At 64.6% G+C, this 17,866-nt stretch carries 15 protein-coding genes; all 15 read left to right on the forward strand.

Annotated elements, in window-relative coordinates; genetic code table 11:
- The first annotated feature begins 201 nt into the window (after window positions 1-201).
- The 15 genes from CV103_RS20785 to trbG all read left to right on the forward strand — a co-directional run bounded on the left by CV103_RS20785 (window position 202) and on the right by trbG (window position 17,853).
- On the forward strand, window positions 202-1,344 hold the full coding sequence (locus tag CV103_RS20785; RefSeq protein ID WP_207211486.1) for a metallophosphoesterase family protein: 1,143 nt from the start codon (window positions 202-204) through the stop codon (window positions 1,342-1,344).
- Window positions 1,341-4,049, forward strand: coding sequence for an AAA family ATPase (locus CV103_RS20790; protein ID WP_107396066.1), 2,709 nt, complete (start codon window positions 1,341-1,343; stop codon window positions 4,047-4,049). The genes CV103_RS20785 and CV103_RS20790 overlap by 4 nt, the downstream gene beginning before the upstream one ends.
- Before the next feature lie 24 nt (window positions 4,050-4,073).
- Entirely contained in the window at window positions 4,074-6,011 is a 1,938-nt protein-coding gene (locus CV103_RS20795; RefSeq protein WP_107396067.1) for an ATP-dependent nuclease, read from the forward strand.
- Between the two features lie 267 nt (window positions 6,012-6,278).
- A complete protein-coding gene (locus CV103_RS20800; RefSeq protein ID WP_107396068.1) occupies window positions 6,279-8,264 on the forward strand; it encodes a conjugal transfer protein TraG in 1,986 nt (661 codons plus the stop codon).
- A gap of 8 nt (window positions 8,265-8,272) precedes the next feature.
- On the forward strand, window positions 8,273-8,707 hold the full coding sequence (locus tag CV103_RS20805) for a CopG family transcriptional regulator (protein WP_107396069.1): 435 nt from the start codon (window positions 8,273-8,275) through the stop codon (window positions 8,705-8,707).
- Between the two features lie 175 nt (window positions 8,708-8,882).
- Window positions 8,883-9,428, forward strand: coding sequence for a DUF5710 domain-containing protein (locus CV103_RS22265; RefSeq protein WP_129609377.1), 546 nt, complete (start codon window positions 8,883-8,885; stop codon window positions 9,426-9,428).
- Between the two features lie 294 nt (window positions 9,429-9,722).
- Window positions 9,723-10,655: a P-type conjugative transfer ATPase TrbB gene (gene trbB / locus CV103_RS20810; RefSeq protein WP_342749183.1), complete on the forward strand. Its 933-nt coding sequence runs from the start codon at window positions 9,723-9,725 to the stop codon at window positions 10,653-10,655.
- The gene (locus CV103_RS20815) at window positions 10,652-10,984 is read left to right on the forward strand and encodes a TrbC/VirB2 family type IV secretion system protein (RefSeq protein WP_107396071.1); all 333 of its coding nucleotides are present in this window, start codon (window positions 10,652-10,654) and stop codon (window positions 10,982-10,984) included. The genes trbB and CV103_RS20815 overlap by 4 nt, the downstream gene beginning before the upstream one ends.
- Window positions 10,984-11,244, forward strand: coding sequence for a VirB3 family type IV secretion system protein (locus CV103_RS20820; protein WP_107396072.1), 261 nt, complete (start codon window positions 10,984-10,986; stop codon window positions 11,242-11,244). The genes CV103_RS20815 and CV103_RS20820 overlap by 1 nt, the downstream gene beginning before the upstream one ends.
- A 9-nt stretch (window positions 11,245-11,253) precedes the next feature.
- The gene (gene trbE, locus CV103_RS20825) at window positions 11,254-13,692 is read left to right on the forward strand and encodes a conjugal transfer protein TrbE (RefSeq protein ID WP_107396073.1); all 2,439 of its coding nucleotides are present in this window, start codon (window positions 11,254-11,256) and stop codon (window positions 13,690-13,692) included.
- Window positions 13,689-14,450, forward strand: coding sequence for a P-type conjugative transfer protein TrbJ (gene trbJ, locus CV103_RS20830; RefSeq protein ID WP_107396074.1), 762 nt, complete (start codon window positions 13,689-13,691; stop codon window positions 14,448-14,450). The genes trbE and trbJ overlap by 4 nt, the downstream gene beginning before the upstream one ends.
- A 22-nt stretch (window positions 14,451-14,472) precedes the next feature.
- The gene (gene trbK-alt / locus CV103_RS20835; RefSeq protein ID WP_107396075.1) at window positions 14,473-14,772 is read left to right on the forward strand and encodes a putative entry exclusion protein TrbK-alt; all 300 of its coding nucleotides are present in this window, start codon (window positions 14,473-14,475) and stop codon (window positions 14,770-14,772) included.
- A gap of 5 nt (window positions 14,773-14,777) precedes the next feature.
- Complete coding sequence (gene trbL / locus CV103_RS20840) at window positions 14,778-16,124, forward strand: P-type conjugative transfer protein TrbL (RefSeq protein ID WP_107396076.1); 1,347 nt, start codon at window positions 14,778-14,780, stop codon at window positions 16,122-16,124.
- Window positions 16,124-16,807, forward strand: a complete 684-nt coding sequence (trbF, locus tag CV103_RS20845) for a conjugal transfer protein TrbF (RefSeq protein ID WP_107396077.1) — start codon at window positions 16,124-16,126, stop codon at window positions 16,805-16,807. Before trbL ends, trbF begins: the two co-directional genes overlap by 1 nt.
- Window positions 16,804-17,853 (forward strand): P-type conjugative transfer protein TrbG, encoded by a 1,050-nt coding sequence (gene trbG / locus CV103_RS20850; RefSeq protein WP_107396078.1) that lies wholly within the window; start codon window positions 16,804-16,806, stop codon window positions 17,851-17,853. Before trbF ends, trbG begins: the two co-directional genes overlap by 4 nt.
- Window positions 17,854-17,866: the final 13 nt, after the last annotated feature.

Here is a 17,866-nt window from a genome sequence, read left to right on the forward strand (position 1 = left end):
ATCGGAACGAGTAGGTTGTGCCATAAGTGGACGCTTGAGAAAATCCCACCAGCAGACATTTCGACGAGTCTGTATTCTCGGGTGATTTCGGAGCACCAGCTAGTGTCACGGCCTGCTGTGTAGAGGTTTCCTCGGCATTGGGATGCGCTCCTGAAGCAGTTCCGCTACATTCATTGCATCAGCGGCAAAAAGGGGCCGGGAGTGAGCATTAAGCTAATCCACACCTCGGACTGGCAAATCGGAAAGGTTTTCCGGTTCCTAGACAACGCCAATATGGGGCTTCTCCAGGATGCCCGCCTGCGGGCGATTACCCGCCTCGGCGAACTGGCGACCGCTCACGGCGCGCGACATGTGCTGGTCGCCGGCGATGTCTATGACATGGAGGCACTCTCACCGCGCTCGATCAACCAGCCGATCGAGCGCATGCGCGCTTTTCCTGATCTTCGCTGGCATCTTCTGCCGGGAAACCACGACCCGCATCGTCCGAATGGTCTCTGGGATCAAATCCTTCGCAGGGGCCTGCCCGACAACGTTCACGTTCACGCCGCGCCCGAGCCCGCAATTTTGGAAGACGACCGTGCCGTCCTCTTACCGGCGCCGTTGCAGCATCGGCGCGCCATCGGCGATCCCACCACCTATATGGACGACGCTACCGTTCCGGATGGGCTGATTCGGGTCGGACTCGCCCACGGCACCATTACCGGGTTCGGCTCCGATGACCGGGACGTGCCCAACTACATTGCGCCGGATCGCCCAGACAAGGCGGGGCTTTCCTATCTCGCGCTCGGCGACTGGCACGGCCAGAAGAAGATCAATTACCGGTGCTGGTACAGCGGCACGCCCGAGCCCGACGCCTTCGACGTGATCGACGGCGGACAGGCGTTGCTTGTCGAAATCGAGGGGCTGGGTGCTCCCCCCACGGTCACGCCGGTGACCACGGGCCATTACACTTGGATTAGCCTGTCCCAGCAGATCAACACCCGCGGAGATATCGACTTCCTGGACGGCAAGCTGCGCGGTGTCGCCAAAGACCTCAATAGCGTGCTCGTTCATCTTGCGATCGAAGGTGCATTGTCTCTGCAAGACCGCCGTTATTTCGAGGAACGGATAGTCGAAGGCGTTTCGGCTGCGCTGTGCTTTCTGCGTGTCGATGATCGTCGCCTCTTTCCGCGTCCTACTCCGGAGGACCTCGATCAGATCGACCGCGGCGGATTTGTGCGGGCAGCGGCAGAAGAGTTGAAGCGGCAATCAGAAGGGGGCGGCGAGATCGAGCGCGCCATCGCGGCCGAGGCGCTTCAGCGGCTCTACATCGAGCACATGAAACTTCAGGCGGCGCAGAAATGAAGCTGCGATCCGTAGCCGTCAATCAGTTCAAGAAGTTCACCAGCCCCGTTCGGCTCGATGGCCTCGGCGACGGCCTCAATGTAGTCGTCGGCCCGAACGAGATGGGCAAGTCAACCTTGCTCGATGCGCTCCGCGCGGCGCTCTTCGAGAAATACAGCTCTAGAGCGCAGCCCATCACTGCCTTGCAGAACGACCGCAATCAGGCCGCGCCCGTGGTTGAACTTGCTTTCGAGCTTGATGACGGGCTGTACCGGATCACGAAGCGCTTCATCAAAAAGCCTTACGCGCGCCTGTCCTGCCCGGACGGACGGACGCTGGAAGGCGATGCCGCAGAGGACACGCTGCGCACCTTGCTGGGCTTCGATGAACCTGGCAAGACCGGCGCCAAAGCGGAAACGCTTGGCATGTGGAATGTCCTTTGGGTGCAGCAGGGGCAGTCTTTCGGCGCGCTGGACATTCCGAGTACCGCCCGGTCCAGCCTCCACAGCGCCCTCGAAGCGGAAGTTGGCACGGTCCTGGGCGGCCGGCGCGGCAGGGCCTTGCCGCAAGCCGTGGAAGCTCAGCTCGGCGTTTTGGTGACCAGCGGCGGCAAGCCGCGGGGCAGCTATAAGGACCTGCTCGACCGCATCGATGCTCTGGAGAACGAGCTTGGCGATCTCCAAGGGCGGCGCCAGGAACTGGCGCAGACACTTGAGGACCTCGAAACGGCCGAAGAGAGCCTCGCGCGGCTGATTGCCGTTGACCGCGACCAGGCAGACCAGAAGGAGCTTGGTGAAGCCCGGCAGCGTCATAGCCGACTTGCCGAGCTGGAGGCGCGCATAAGCGCGGCGTCCGCCGAGCTCGAGCTGAAAAAGCGAAATCTCGCCCAAGCCGAGAAAGCGGCCGAAGACCGGCAACGTCTCAAGGATGATATCAAGTCCGAAGAGGCTGCACTTAAAGAGTCCGGGCAGCAGCTCTCCGAAACGCGCAGCCAGGAGAAGGAAGCCCGGTCGCAGCTTGATGCACTGCGCGCGCAAGTGCGGGAATCTGAAGCAGCGGTTGCGAAGGCCGACGATGCCGTTTCACGCGCGCAGCGCATAACCGCCATCGTCGATCGGGAAGCCCGTATTCGCGAACTTGAGGGCCGCTGCGCAAAGGCGCAGGCGGCCGAGGACCGCCAGCGGCAGGCCCAGCAGAAAGCCGCCGCCATTCTGGTGACAGACAAATTACTTGCGGCAATCCGCAAGGCCGATAAGGATCTGCAAGCCGTCGCCAGCCGGCTAAGCGCCGCGGCCACGCTCGTCTCGTTCGACATCGCACCGGAACGACGAGCCGACATCGAGATTGACGGGCAGCCTCTCAAGGCTGGGCAGTCATCCGTTCAGGCGGTCGAGCCCACCACCATTTTCATTCCCGATCGCGGCCGGATCACGGTAGAGCCCGCGATCAAGGACCGGGATCAATTACTCCGCCAACAACGTGACGCAACGGCAAAACTTAAAGACGCCCTCGCGGCGGTTGGCATCGCCGCCGCCACCGACGCCGAAGACCAATACGCCACGCGCCAGAGCCTCTTGCAGGAGGCAGAGCTTGCCCGCCAGGAAGCGGCGCTGCACGCCCCTGCAACGGAAGACCATGATGCGGGCGCCCAGTCTCTTTCTGACTATATCGAGGGAACGCGCACGATCCTGGAGCGTGAGAAGACCGAGCTTCACCTTGAGCGGTTGCCGGCGCGCTCCGAAGCGGAGGCAGCTTTACGGACGGCCAGGGAGCAGGCAGCAGAAGCGCGCAATTCACTGCAAACGGCGCGTGCCGTCCTTACTGGCCCGGAAGAAGCCCTGACACGGCTTCAGAGTGAACTTGCGACCGTGAACGCCCGGCATAAGGAAGCCGAAAAGCGCGTCGAAAAACTCCGTCGTCAGCTCACGGACTCCGAGGCCGCATGTGCCGATGATCAGCTTGCAGCCGCGATTGAGGCTGCCCGCAACGTCTTTTCCGAACAGGAGCGCGCCATTGCGGCCCTCGAAGGGCAGCGGACCGATGAAACGCTGCCACAGTTAGAAGCCAGAATTGGGCGCCTTGAAAAAGCGTTACAGGACCGCCGCGACAAGCGTGCCACCCTCAAGGAGAAAATCGCGGGCTTGCGATCGCGTGTCGAGGCGGCCGAAGCGACCGGGCTTGATGAGGCAATCGCCCAAAAAGGCCGCGAACTAGCGCTGTGCGAGGAAGAGCGCCAGCGCCTTGACCGCGAAGTCAGGGTTCTCGGACTTTTGTTGACGACCCTCCGAAGCGCGGAGCAGGAGGCCAAGGAGCGGTACTTGTCGCCTGTTCTGCGGCGCGTCCGTCCCTATTTGCAGCTTCTATTTCCCGGTGCCGACATCCGGATCGACGAGGATCTCCGGATTGCCGGCGTTGTGCGCGAGGCCGGCTACGAGGAGGCCTTTAGTCACCTCAGCATGGGGACGCAGGAACAGATCGCGGTGCTGATCCGGCTGGCATTTGCCGAAATGCTTGTCGAACAAGGCCATCCAGCGACGGTCATTCTCGACGACGCACTTGTGTTTTCCGACGACCGCCGCATGCAACGCATGTTCGACATTCTCAATATGGCGGCGCGCAACGTACAGGTACTCATCCTCACCTGCCGCGAGCAGCTTTTCGAAGAGCTTGGGGGACGGGCGCTGTCGCTGACGCCCGGCAACAGCGAAGAGCTGTTGTCGGCGTGATGATGCAAAGGGGGGCAATGATCAATGAGGATAGCGTCTGTCAGAATCGAGAATTTCCGGTCCTTCGCGGACGCCACCATTCCTTTCAACGATTACGGCTGTCTGGTCGGTCCGAACGGGGCTGGCAAATCCACCGTGCTCACCGCCCTCAATGTATTCTTCCGCGAGTCAGAGAACCTGCCGACGGACTTGAGTCAACTGGACCAGGAGGATTTCCACTGCAAGAAGACAGGTGAGCCGATCAAGATCACGCTCACCTTCTGCGATCTCAGCGACGGAGCAAAGGAGGATTTTGCCGATTACGTGCGGCAGGATCAGCTTATCGTCTCGGCTGTCGCCACGTTCGATGCCGCCACAGGTAAGGCGCAGGTGAAGCAATACGGGCAGCGGCTTGCCATGCGCGCCTTCGCGCCCTTCTTCGAGGCTGCCGACGCGGGCAAGAAGGTGGCGGAGCTGAAAGACATCTATTCCAAGCTGCGCCAGACCTATGCCGACCTGCCGGCGCCCGGTACGAAAGACGCCATGGTCCAGGCCCTGCGCGATTATGAAGCGGCACGGCCCGGCGAATGCGAGCTGATTCAGAGCGAGGATCAGTTTTATGGCTTCTCCAAGGGCGCGAACCGCCTCGCGAAACACATCCAGTGGGTCTATGTGCCGGCCGTGAAGGACGCGACCTCCGAGCAGGTCGAGGCGCGGAACTCGGCGCTTGGCAAGCTTCTCGCTCGCACCGTCCGCTCAAAGACGAATTTCGATGAGAGGGTGAAGACCCTTCGCTCCGATATGCAGCAGCAATACCAGGCGCTTCTCGACGAAAACCAGAACGCCTTGGATGATATCTCTACAGCTCTTCAGACGCGGCTTTCCGAATGGGCGCATCCGGACGCGCGTCTGCGCCTGCAATGGAAGCAGGACCCGGATAAATCCGTTCGCGTCGAAGAGCCGTGGGCGCACATTCTCGCCGGCGAAGGCGATTTTGAAGGCGAGCTGGCGCGCTTCGGTCACGGCCTTCAGCGCTCGTATCTACTTGCGCTGTTACAGGAACTCGCCGGCACGGACGCCGAAGGCGCCCCTACGCTCATCCTCGCATGCGAAGAACCCGAGCTTTACCAGCATCCGCCGCAGGCGCGTCATCTGGCTTCCGTTCTTCACAAGCTTAGCCGCGGCAACTCTCAGGTCATCGTGTGCACCCATAATCCACTATTTGTGTCGGGCGAAGGATTCGAGGACGTACGGATGGTAAGGAAAGAACAGGGCGACCCGTGTTCCACCGTTTCGCACATGACGTTTGCGGAGATCGCTGCAGCGGTCGCCGGCGCCACGGGTGAGCAGCCGACCAAGCCCGCCGGCGCTCTTGCCAAGATACACCAGGCCCTGCAACCGGGCCTGAACGAAATGTTCTTCACCCGCCGTCTTGTACTGGTAGAAGGGCTGGAGGATGTGGCCTACATACTGGCCTACCTCAATCTTCTCGACCGGTCGGATGATTATCGACGCCTCGGCTGCCACATCGTGCCAGCCAATGGGAAGAGCGAGCTGCTACAGCCACTCGTCATCGCCAGGCACATGCGGATTCCGACTTACCTTGTTTTCGATTCGGATGCCGACAAGCCTGATAAGAACGGCAGCAAGGCTAAGCATGAGAAGGACAACAGGGCGCTTCTTACGCTTGCCGGCAATCCCGGCGCGGACCCGATGCCGCCTGCGACCGTGCTGGGTAAGGGGTTCACAATGTGGCACTCCGATATCGGGACAGTCGTCGAATCCGAAATCGGCGCGGCCGATTGGGCCACGTACCGTGCCGAAGCCGACAAGCGCTACGGCCATGCTGGGGGCCTGCGGAAGAATTCCCTCCATATCGGGGCAAGTCTCGCGTTCGCTTGGGAGGCAGGACAGCGCTCAGCAAGCCTTGAGCAGCTATGTACCCACATTCTCGACGCCGCTGACTTTCTTCCAAATGTGTAAGTGAATGGGCGCTGAACTCAGTTAGAGGGACCCCGTGGGTAGCGGCCGCATTGAAGGCCGGTCATGAAGCGGATGCGACCCGACGAGGTTCGCATTGGGTCATGGCTTGTCGCAGGACTGACTGCGAAGATGCAATCGACAATAGCATCGTTCTACGCCATTTCCTGTATTTCTTCGCCCCGGCACGCTACGACCCAATCATCGTTGCTATCGTCTTGAAACCATCCTGTCCCGCGCCCGACCTATTCTCCGGAAGGAGAAAGAAGGGTGTCCGCGACCAAAATCCTCTGGGGTCAGATTCTCGTCGTCTTTCTCATCGTGCTCTCCACGACCTGGGCCGCGACGCAGTGGACGGCCTGGCAGCTCGGCTTCCAGCCGCAGCTCGGTCGGCCGTGGTTCGAACTCGCCGGGTGGCCTGTATACTACCCGCCTGCCTTCTTCTGGTGGTGGTACTTCTACGACGCCTATGCGCCGGAGATTTTCGTCGAGGGCGCGTTCATCGCCGCGTCCGGCGGCTTCATCTCGATCGCAGTGGCGATCGGCATGTCGGTCTGGCGCGCCCGCGAGGCGAAGAATGTCGAAACCTACGGTTCGGCCCGATGGGCGCGACCGGAAGAGGTGAAGGCCGCCGGTCTCCTCGGACCCGACGGCGTCGTGCTCGGCAAGCTTGATCGCGCCTATCTGCGTCACGACGGTCCGGAGCATGTGCTTTGCTTCGCGCCAACCCGTTCCGGCAAGGGTGTCGGCCTCGTCGTGCCGTCACTGCTGACCTGGCCGGGCTCGGCAATCGTCCACGACATCAAGGGCGAGAACTGGCAGCTCACCGCCGGCTTCCGATCGCGACACGGTCGGGTGCTGCTGTTCGACCCGACCAATGCGAAGTCGGCTGCCTACAATCCGTTGCTCGAGGTCCGTCGCGGCGAATGGGAGGTGCGCGACGTCCAGAACATCGCCGACATTCTGGTCGATCCTGAAGGCTCGCTGGAGAAGCGGAACCATTGGGAAAAGACCAGCCACGCGCTTCTCGTCGGTGCGATCCTGCACGTGCTTTACGCCGAGCCCGACAAGACGCTGGCGGGCGTTGCCGCGTTCCTCTCGGACCCGAAGCGGCCGATCGAGTCGACACTAGCAGCCATGATGAAAACCCCACACCTTGGCGACGCCGGTCCGCATCCGGTGATCGCCAGCGCCGCGCGCGAACTCCTCAATAAATCCGACAACGAGCGCTCGGGCGTGCTGTCCACCGCCATGTCATTCCTCGGCCTCTACCGCGATCCTGTCGTCGCCGAGGTCACGCGCCACTGCGATTGGCGTATCACCGAAATCGTCGGCGGCGCGCAGCCGACCACGCTTTATCTCGTCGTGCCGCCTTCCGACATCAACCGCACCAAACCGCTGATCCGACTGATCCTCAACCAGATCGGCCGGCGGCTGACGGAGGACCTGCAGGCCAAGGCCGGACGGCATCGATTGCTGCTGATGCTTGACGAGTTCCCCGCCCTTGGCCGCCTCGACTTCTTCGAAAGCGCACTCGCCTTCATGGCAGGCTACGGCCTTAAGAGCTTCCTGATCGCGCAGTCACTGAATCAGATCGAGAAGGCCTACGGCCCGAACAACTCGATCCTCGACAACTGCCATGTCCGTGTCGGTTTCGCCACCAATGACGAGCGCACGGCAAAGCGCGTGTCCGATGCTCTTGGCACGGCGACGGAAATGCGGGCGATGAAGAACTATGCCGGACACCGTTTATCGCCTTGGCTCGGCCACCTCATGGTTTCGCGCTCGGAGACCGCACGGCCACTGCTGACGCCCGGCGAGGTGATGCAGCTCCCGCCTGCCGACGAGATCGTCATGGTCGCGGGCACGCCACCGATTCGGGCGAAGAAGGCCCGCTACTATGAGGATGCCCGATTCCAGGAACGCATCCTGCCGCCACCGGCGCTGGAGAGGCCCAAGGCGGCCAAGGTCGACGAATGGAGCAGGCTGCCACTGCCGCCGCGTCCCGAAATCGAGGAGGCGCCGCCGCGCGACACCCGGGACGATGACGATCCGACCGGATCGGAACGCCGACATCAGCCCGAATTAAGCAAGGCGAAGACGATTGAGAAGAAAGAGCCGATCGACAACGAATTCGCGCCCGATCCGGATGATGACATGGAGGACGATGCCGCGCGCGTCAGCCGGATCAACCAGCGCATGCGTCAGGTCGCCCGCCAGGCCTCGCTCGATCCCGGCGACGGCATCGAGATGTGAGACCGCCCATGAAGAAGCCTCCGAAGAAGCAGCGTCTGTCGGTCTATCTCGATCCCGACGTCATGAAGAACCTCGCCGACTATGCCGCGCGGCGCGACCATTCCCGTTCGTTGATCGCCGAGGCCGCGATCGCCTCCTTCCTGTCGCCCGACGCCGCCGAGCGGCAGGAAGCCGCGACCACCAGACGCCTCGACCAGCTCGACCGCCGGATGACCCGGATGGAACGCGACCTCGGCATCGCCGTCGAGACGCTCGCGGTCTTTGTCCGCTTCTGGCTGACGACCAACCCGCCACTGCCGGAGCCGGCACAGGCGGCCGCCCGTGCCAAGGCCGGCGAGCGCTATGACGCCTTTGTGACCGCCCTCGGCCGGCGTTTAGCCAAGGGGCCGAAGCTCCGGCAGGAGATTTCGGAGGACGTTGGCGGCACACAAGAAACGGAATAGTCGGGATGGCGATCATCGCGCTGGTCATCCAGTCGGGCCGCCCCACGAGATGCGCTGACGTTTCCATGTCTCAGGCCGATAGTCGTCTCTTTGATTCCCAAGTGTCGATGTATCTGGATTTTCCGATAGAATGGGGAACGACTCTGCATCGAAAGCATGATGAAGACTTGACGAGATGGGCAGCGACGACTGGCGAAACAGCACCGATCAAAACGTCTACGAGATGTGTGTCGCCAATGGAGGCCCCGGCTTCTGGATACGCCGGACGACATGGGGCGCGACCTGTGCGCGCATTGTCGGTATTGGTCCCATGACGAAGCCCGGCCCATACTTCGGCAACCCTTCCGTTTTGATGGACGTCTATAGCTTGGTCGGTGAGTTGAAAGAGGGTCTGGCGCAAGTACCGGTGCCAGGCACATACAAAACCTGGCGAAGAATTCTTGCGCCGCCGTGGGCCGGGCAAGGCGACTTGCGGTCGCTCGACGACCCCGCCATCGACGCGGGTCTCCAAGCCCTGGATAGAAAACGCCATAGAGCATCGGGAAAGGCCCAAAGCGAGGAGGAACGAGTGTTTCTTTCGGTGCCCTTCTCGCGCAAGGAGGAGGCCAAGCAACTCGGGGCGCGCTGGTCACCGGCGGAGAAGCTTTGGTGGCTTCCGGCAAGCAACGAACCGGCACTCTCCCAAGCACGTGCCTTGGGTTTTCTTCCCGGCAACATCTGAACAGACGGCAAGCGGGGCTTTCGGAACTAACATTGCCGGATTCGGTCGCGCGCGCGTCCATCCTTCCATCGCGAAAGACGTCAGGTGCTGATCTCGCGCGATAGGTGCTCTCGCCGTTTCCCTGTCTTTCTTCGCCACATCACTACTACGCCCACGGCCTTGTTGCCGTGGCCCAACTTCTGCCTCTTCTAATCATCCCCGATCCAGGGCCGCGCGTCTGCGGCCCCGCAAAAGAACGGGGACAACGTGGCGGTTTCTCAGGCAAGATCCGAGGCGATATCGCGGGGTGCGCGCATGCTCCGCACCGCGCTCGGTTCCGCCATAACAGGCTTCCTGGAAGACCCGTCGATCGTCGAGGTGATGCTCAACCCCGACGGGCGGCTCTGGATCGACCGGCTTTCCGAGGGTCTCTCTGATACAGGGGAGCGGCTGTCGCCGGCCGATGGCGAGCGGATCGTCCGGCTCGTCGCCCATCATGTCGGCGCCGAGGTCCATCCAGGCGCTCCGCGCGTTTCGGCCGAACTGCCCGAGACGGGGGAACGGTTCGAGGGGCTGCTCCCTCCCGTGGTCGCCGCGCCCGCCTTCGCCATCCGCAAGCCCGCCGTCGCCGTGTTCACGCTCGACGACTATGTCGCCGGCGGAATCATGGTCGCCGATCAGGCCGCGATCTTGCGCCGGGCCGTTGCCGAACGCCGGAACATCCTGGTCGCCGGCGGCACCTCGACCGGCAAGACGACGCTCACGAACGCATTGCTGGCGGAGGTGTCGAAGACGTCCGACCGCGTGGTGCTGATCGAGGACACACGCGAACTGCAATGCGCCGCGCCGAACCTCGTGGCGCTGCGCACCAAGGATGGCGTCGCTTCGCTTTCCGATCTCGTGCGCTCGTCGCTGCGCCTGCGCCCCGACCGCATCCCGATCGGCGAGGTGCGAGGGAGCGAGGCGCTGGATCTCCTCAAAGCCTGGGGTACCGGCCATCCGGGCGGGATTGGCACCATTCATGCCGGCAGCGCCATCGGCGCACTGCGCCGGCTCGAGCAGCTCATCCAGGAAGCCGTCGTCACCGTGCCCAGAGCGCTGATTGCCGAGACTATCGATCTCGTGGCCGTCCTCGCTGGCCGCGGCTCATCCCGCCGCCTCGCCGAACTCGCCCGCGTCGATGGGCTCGATGCGTACGGCGATTACCGCGTCACCCCCGCAGTCCAAGCCACAGGAGATCCCGCATGATCCACTGCCTTTCGCGTATCCGCCGTCCCGTCGCGACGGCGGTCTCCGTCGCCTTCCTCAGCATGATGCTGGCGCCGGCCGCCCATGCCTCCGGTTCGTCGATGCCATGGGAGGCGCCGCTCCAGTCGATCCTTCAGTCGATCGAGGGGCCGGTCGCCAAGATCATCGCCGTCATCATCATCATCGTCACCGGCCTGACGCTGGCCTTCGGCGATACCTCGGGCGGCTTCCGCAGGCTGATTCAGATCGTGTTCGGCCTGTCGATCGCGTTTGCGGCCAGCTCGTTCTTCCTCTCCTTCTTCTCCTTCGGCGGCGGGGCGCTCGTCTGATGGACGAGATCCCCGGATTCTCCGTCCCGGTCCACCGGGCGCTGACCGAGCCCATCCTGCTCGGCGGCGCCCCGCGCTCGATCGCCATCCTGAACGGGACGCTGGCAGCGGCGCTCGGCCTCGGCCTGCGCCTGTGGCTGGTCGGGATCGGCCTCTGGGCCGTCGGCCATTTCGCTGCGGTGTGGGCGGCCAAACGCGATCCGATGTTCGTCGACGTGGTGCGCCGGCATCTGCGCATCCCCGGCCATCTGAGCGTGTGAGGCCGGCCCATGATGAACCTCGCAGAATATCGTCGCACCGCCGCCCGTCTCGCGGACTTTCTGCCCTGGGCCGCGCTCGTGGGTGAAGGCGTCATCCTCAACAAGGACGGCAGCTTCCAGCGCACGGCGCGCTTTCGTGGTCCCGATCTCGACAGCGCCGTCCCGGCCGAGCTGGTCGCGGTCGCAGGGCGGCTCAACAACGCCTTTCGCCGCCTTGGCTCAGGCTGGGCGCTTTTCGTCGAAGCCGAGCGCCATCCCGTTGGCGCTTACCCGGCGAGCCGCTTTCCCGATCCGGCATCGGCATTGGTCGACGCCGAGCGCAAGGCGAATTTCGAGGAGGACGGCGCGCATTTCGAGTCGAGCTACTTCCTGACCCTCGTCTACCTGCCGCCGGCCGAGGACGCTGCGCGCGCCGAGACCTGGCTCTACGAGGGCCGCGAACAGACCGGCATCGACCCTCACGAGGTTCTGCGCGGCTTCGTCGATCGCACCGACCGCATCCTTCAGCTCATCGAGGGCTTCATGCCCGAGTGCGCCTGGCTCGACGACGCCGAAACCCTGACCTACCTGCATGGCTGCGTCTCATGTCGGCGCCACCGCGTCCGCGTCCCCGAAATTCCGATGTATCTCGACGCGCTGCTAGCGGATCAGCCGCTCACCGGCGGCCTCGAACCGCGCCTCGGCAACGCGCATCTGCGGGTCCTGACGATCGTCGGCTTCCCGACCGCAACTACGCCCGGCATCCTGGACGAACTCAACCGGCTCGCCTTTTCCTATCGCTGGTCGACGCGCGCCGTCCTGCTCGACAAGACCGACGCCACCAGGCTGCTAACGAAGATCCGGCGGCAGTGGTTCGCCAAGCGCAAGTCGATCGCCGCCATCCTCAAGGAGGTGATGACCAACGAGGCCTCGGCGCTGGTCGACACCGATGCGGCGAACAAGGCCGCCGATGCCGATCTCGCGCTGCAGGAGCTCGGGCAGGATTTCGCGGGGCAAGCCTATGTGACGGCCACCGTCACCGTCTGGGACGACGATCCCCGGATCGCTGCCGAAAAACTGCGGCTCGTCGAGAAGGTCATTCAGGGCCGCGACTTCACGGCGATGCCGGAGACGATCAACGCCGTCGATGCCTGGCTCGGCTCGCTGCCCGGCCACGTCTACGCCAATGTCCGGCAGCCGCCGGTCTCGACGCTCAACCTCGCCCACATGATCCCGCTGTCGGCGGTATGGGCGGGGCCGGAACGGGACGAGCACTTCGCTGCTCCCCCCTTGCTCTTCGGAAAGACCGAGGGCTCGACCCCGTTCCGGTTTTCCCTTCACGTCGGCGATGTCGGCCATACCCTCGTCGTCGGCCCGACCGGCGCCGGCAAGTCGGTGCTGCTGGCGCTGATGGCGCTCCAGTTCCGGCGCTACGCGCAAGCCCAGGTTTTCGCGTTCGATTTCGGCGGTTCGATCCGTGCTGCGGCGCTTGGCATGGGCGGTGACTGGCACGACCTCGGCGGCGGGTTGACCGAAGGTGCGGAGACGTCCGTCTCGCTGCAGCCACTCGCGCGCATCCAGGACGTGCCGGAGCGCGCCTGGGCGGCCGACTGGATCGTCGCGATCCTGATGCGCGAGGGCATCGCCATCGATCCGCAAGTCAAGGAGCATCTCTGGTCGGCGCTGACCTCGCTCGCCAGCGCACCCGTCGGCGAGCGGACGATCACGGGGCTCGCCGTGCTGCTGCAATCGAACGATTTGAAGCAGGCGCTCAGGCCCTATTGCGTCGGCGGCGCCTACGGGCGGCTGCTCGACGCCGAGGCGGAGCATCTTGGGCATGCCTCGGTACAGGCATTCGAGACCGAAGGACTGATCGGCACCGGCGCGGCGCCGGCCGTGCTCGCCTATCTCTTCCACCGCATCGAGGACCGTCTCGACGGCAGCCCGACGCTGCTGATCGTCGACGAAGGCTGGCTCGCCCTCGATGACGAGGGCTTCGCCAGTCAGCTCCGCGAGTGGCTGAAGACGCTGAGGAAGAAGAACGCTTCCGTCGTCTTTGCCACGCAATCGCTCTCCGACATCGACGGCTCGGCGATCGCGCCAGCGATCATCGAGAGCTGCCAGACCCGGCTGCTGCTGCCGAACGAGCGGGCGATCGAGCCGCAGATCGCGGCCATCTATCGCCGCTTCGGGCTCAACGACCGGCAGATCGAGATCCTCGCCCGCGCCATGCCGAAGCGCGACTATTACTGCCAGTCGCGGCGCGGCAACCGGCTGTTCGAGCTGGGCCTGAGTGAGGTCGCGCTCGCGCTCTGCGCCGCGTCATCCAAGACCGACCAGGCCGCCATCGCGCGCATCCTCGATAGCGAAGGCCGCGACGGCTTCCTTGCCGCGTGGCTGCGCCACAGCGGCGTCGCCTGGGCCGCCGACCTCATTCCCGACCTCACCAACCTGGAGATCAAGCCATGATTATCCGTCGATCCCGCGCGGTGTTTCTCGCCGCGACCATCTTGGCGCTGCCCATCGCCGCCTCTCCCATTTTCGTGCAGCCGGCGGCCGCCGCCTGGATCGTCTACGATCCGACCAACTATGCGCAGAACGTGCTGCAGGCAGCGCGGGCGCTGCAGCAGATCAACAACCAGATCACCTCGCTTCAGAACGAAGCGCAGATGCTGATCAATCAGGCGCGCAACCTTGCCAGCCTGCCTTATTCGTCGCTCCAGCAGCTCCAGCAATCGGTGCAGCGCACCCAGCAGCTCCTGAATCAGGCCCAGAACATCGCCTTCGACGTGAGCCAAATCGACCAGGCGTTCCAATCGACCTACGGCAACGCCTCGCTCACGGCTTCGGACCAGCAACTCGTCACCCAGGCGCGCGAGCGCTGGCAGAATACCGTCGCCGGGCTTCAGGATGCGATGCGCGTCCAGGCGGGTGTCGTCGGCAATATCGACACCAACCGCGCGCAGATGTCGGCGCTCGTCGGCCAGAGCCAGAATGCTGCCGGCGCGCTGCAGGCAACTCAGGCCGGCAACCAGCTTCTTGCGCTCCAGGCGCAGCAGCTCGCCGACCTGACCGCCGTGGTCGTCGCCAACGGGCGGGCGCAGGCACTCTCCGAAGCCGAGCGTGCCGCAGCCGCCGAACAGGGCCGCGAGCAGCGCCGGCGGTTCCTGACGCCGGGCGTCGGCTACCAACCCGGCAATGCCCGCATGTTCCAGAACGGCAATTGAGGCCCAGCAAGAGGATCGTGTCATGGACGGCAAGATGCTGGCCCGCCTCGGCGCCATCGTGTTCGTCGCGGTGGCGATCACCGCGACGGCGATCGAGCTGACCCGTGAGGAGGAAGAGCCGGCCGCCCGGTCTGAGAGACCGGCCGGGACATCCTCGGCCGATCCGCTCCGCGACGAATTGCGGCGCTGTCAGCGCCTCGGCGAGGCGGCGACCCGCGACCCCGCCTGCCTGCGCGCCTGGGCGGATAACCGCGAGCGCTTTCTCGCACCCGGCTCATCGCCCGCCGTCCCGCCGTCGGCATCACCTTCAGAGACGCGATAGGCATCATGGGCGGGACCGGCGTCATCGACCATTTCCTCGAGGTCTTCACCCGCTACATCGACAGCGGGTTCGGTCTGCTTGGATCCGAGGTCGCGTTCATCGCGACCACGCTGATCGTCATCGACGTGACGCTGGCCGCGCTGTTCTGGAGCTGGGGCGCCGACGACGACATCATCGCCCGGCTCGTCAAGAAGACCCTGTTCGTCGGCGTCTTCGCCTACATCATCTCCAACTGGAACAATCTCGCCCGCATCGTCTTCGAGAGCTTCGCCGGCCTCGGCCTCAAAGCCTCGGGCACCGGCTTCTCGACCGCCGATCTCCTGCGTCCCGGCAGGGTGGCGCAGACCGGCCTCGATGCAGGCCGGCCGCTGCTCGACTCGATCTCCGACCTGATGGGCTACTGGTCGTTCTTCGAGAACTTCATCCAGATCGCCTGCATGTTCCTCGCCTGGGCGCTGGTGCTGCTCGCCTTCTTCATCCTCGCCGTCCAGCTTTTCGTCACGCTCATCGAGTTCAAGCTGACGACGCTCGCCGGCTTCGTGCTCATTCCCTTCGGGCTCTTCGGCAAGTCGGCCTTCATGGCCGAACGGGTGCTCGGTAATATCATCTCGTCGGGCATCAAGGTTCTCGTGCTCGCCGTCATCATCGGCATCGGCTCGACGCTCTTCTCCGAATTCACCGCCGGCTTCAGCGGCGCGACGCCGACCATCGACGAGGCGATGGCGATCGTGCTCGCCGCGCTGTCGCTGCTCGGCCTCGGCATCTTCGGCCCCGGTATCGCCAATGGTCTCGTCTCCGGCGGCCCGCAACTCGGCGCGGGCGCCGCAGTCGGAGCCGGCCTCGCCGCCGGCGGTGCGATGGTGGCGGCGGGAGCGGCAGGCAGCATGGCGCTTCGCGGAGGCGCGGCCGCCCTGTCCGGTGGAGCCGCCGCCGCGCGGGGCGGGGCCGCGCTCGCGGGCGGCGCATCGACCGCCTACAGCCTCGGCGCCGCTGGCCAGACGGGCGCCGCGAGTGTGGCTTCCGGCCTTGGCGCCGTTGCCCACGCGGCGGGCGGCGCGGCCATATCGCCCCTTCGCCGCGCGGCAACGCGCGCCTCCCAAGCCGTGAAATCGAGCTTCGCCGAGGGCGGCAAGTCAGCCCTCGAATTCACGGGCGGCACTTCCACCATGGGCACGATCGGCGGGGGAGCGGCCGAGCCGCCCGCACGAGCTGACGGTCCGCCGGATTGGGCCAGGCGGATGAGGCGCTCCCAGACCATGAGTCACGGCGTTTCCGCCGCCGCGCACGCCGTCCGCGCCGGCGACAGCCATGGCTCGGGCTCTTCCATCAATCTTTCCGAAAGTGATCGCTGATGTTCAAACGACCATCCACCCATTACGGCAGGACGCCCGCGCCGGAAACGCCCTACCAGAAGGCCGCGCAGGTGTGGGACGAGCGCATCGGTTCGGCGCGCATCCAGGCGAGGAACTGGCGGCTGATGGCCTTCGGCTGCCTGATCCTCTCGGCCGGATTCGCCGCGGCCCTCGTCTGGCAATCGGGGCGCGGCACCATCGTCCCCTGGGTGGTGCAGGTCGACAATCTCGGTCAGGCGCAGGCGGTGGCCCCGGCGGTTGCAGACTATCGACCGACCGACCCTCAGATCGCCTGGCACCTAGCCCGCTTCATCGAACAGGTCCGCTCGATTCCCGCCGACGCAATCATCGTGAGGCAGAACTGGCTCCGCGCCTACGACTTCACCACCGACCGGGGCGCGATGGCGCTCAACGATTACGCCCGCTCGAACGACCCCTTCACCAGGGTCGGCAAGCAGCAGGTCGCCGTCGACGTCTCCAGCGTTATCCGGGCATCGCCCGAGTCTTTCCGCGTCGCCTGGACCGAGCGCCGTTATCAGGACGGCTCGCTCGCCGAGACCTCGCGCTGGACCGCCATCCTCACCGTCGTCGTGCAGCCGCCGCGCGACACCGAGAAACTCCGGGCCAACCCGCTCGGCATCTATGTCAACGCCATCAACTGGTCACGGGAGCTTGGGCAATGAAGCGGCATTTCCACAAAGCCGGAAACACGGCTTTCCCCACAATCGCATTTCCGCCCTTGCGCAAATCCGTGGCTCCGCTTCTGCTGCTTTGCACGACCGCGCTCGCCGGTTGCGCGACGACGCACAGGCCGCCCGAAATTTCCTATGACGACGCAGCACCGGCGACGCTGCGCACCGATCCGCCCGCGCCGGTGCAGGTGGTGGAACTGCCGAAGCCCTTGCCGTTGCCGGGGCAGATGAAGCCGGTGGATGAGGCGCGGCGCACGCCCGAGCCGGCCGATCCCGCCGCGCGGGTCAACCAAGCGAATGCGGCCGCGCGCGTGCAGCCGGTACGCGACGGCTTCATCAACGCGATGCAGGTCTATCCCTTCACGGGAGGAGCGCTCTATCAGGTCTATACCGCCGTTGGCCAGATCACCGACATCGCCTTGCAGCCGGGCGAGCAGCTCGTCGGCTCCGGTCCCGTCGCCGCCGGCGACACCGTGCGCTGGATCATCGGCGATACGGAGAGCGGATCGGGCGCGACGAAACAGATCCACATCCTGGTGAAGCCGACACGCGCCGACCTCACCACCAATCTCGTCATCAACACCGACCGGCGCACCTACCATATGGAACTGCGCTCAACGGAGCGGACCTACATGGCCTCGGTCTCCTGGCAATATCCGCAGGACCAGCTCATTGCGCTCCGCCGGCAGAATGCCGAGGCCAAGGCCACCCAGCCCGTCGCGACCGGGGTCGATCTTGCCAACATCAATTTCCGCTATGCGGTCGAAGGCGACCGGGCGCCGTGGCGACCGTTGCGCGCCTATGACGACGGCCGGCAGGTCTTCATCGAGTTCCCGCGCGGGATCGGCCAGGGCGAGATGCCGCCGCTGTTCGTCGTCGGGCCGGAGGGCAACAGCTCGGAATTGGTGAATTACCGCGTGCGCGGCAATTACATGATCGTCGACCGGCTGTTCGCCGCCGCCGAACTGCGCTTCGGCGCCGGTAGTTCCCAGAAGCGCGTCCGCATCGTGCGCACCGATGGGAGGCCCGCGTCGTGAGTGACAATGATCC

Source organism: Edaphosphingomonas fennica (genome assembly GCF_003034225.1).
Taxonomy (GTDB): Bacteria; Pseudomonadota; Alphaproteobacteria; order Sphingomonadales; family Sphingomonadaceae; genus Sphingomonas_E; species Sphingomonas_E fennica.

Coding starts and splice junctions, on each gene's coding strand:
- CV103_RS20790 (WP_107396066.1), top strand. CDS start 1,341: ATGAAGCTGCGATCCGTAGCCGTCAATCAGTTCAAGAAGTTCACCAGC.
- CV103_RS20795 (WP_107396067.1), top strand. CDS start 4,074: ATGAGGATAGCGTCTGTCAGAATCGAGAATTTCCGGTCCTTCGCGGAC.
- CV103_RS20805 (WP_107396069.1), top strand. CDS start 8,273: ATGAAGAAGCCTCCGAAGAAGCAGCGTCTGTCGGTCTATCTCGATCCC.
- CV103_RS22265 (WP_129609377.1), top strand. CDS start 8,883: ATGGGCAGCGACGACTGGCGAAACAGCACCGATCAAAACGTCTACGAG.
- trbB (WP_342749183.1), top strand. CDS start 9,723: ATGCTCCGCACCGCGCTCGGTTCCGCCATAACAGGCTTCCTGGAAGAC.
- CV103_RS20815 (WP_107396071.1), top strand. CDS start 10,652: ATGATCCACTGCCTTTCGCGTATCCGCCGTCCCGTCGCGACGGCGGTC.
- CV103_RS20820 (WP_107396072.1), top strand. CDS start 10,984: ATGGACGAGATCCCCGGATTCTCCGTCCCGGTCCACCGGGCGCTGACC.
- trbE (WP_107396073.1), top strand. CDS start 11,254: ATGATGAACCTCGCAGAATATCGTCGCACCGCCGCCCGTCTCGCGGAC.
- trbJ (WP_107396074.1), top strand. CDS start 13,689: ATGATTATCCGTCGATCCCGCGCGGTGTTTCTCGCCGCGACCATCTTG.
- trbK-alt (WP_107396075.1), top strand. CDS start 14,473: ATGGACGGCAAGATGCTGGCCCGCCTCGGCGCCATCGTGTTCGTCGCG.
- trbL (WP_107396076.1), top strand. CDS start 14,778: ATGGGCGGGACCGGCGTCATCGACCATTTCCTCGAGGTCTTCACCCGC.
- trbF (WP_107396077.1), top strand. CDS start 16,124: ATGTTCAAACGACCATCCACCCATTACGGCAGGACGCCCGCGCCGGAA.
- trbG (WP_107396078.1), top strand. CDS start 16,804: ATGAAGCGGCATTTCCACAAAGCCGGAAACACGGCTTTCCCCACAATC.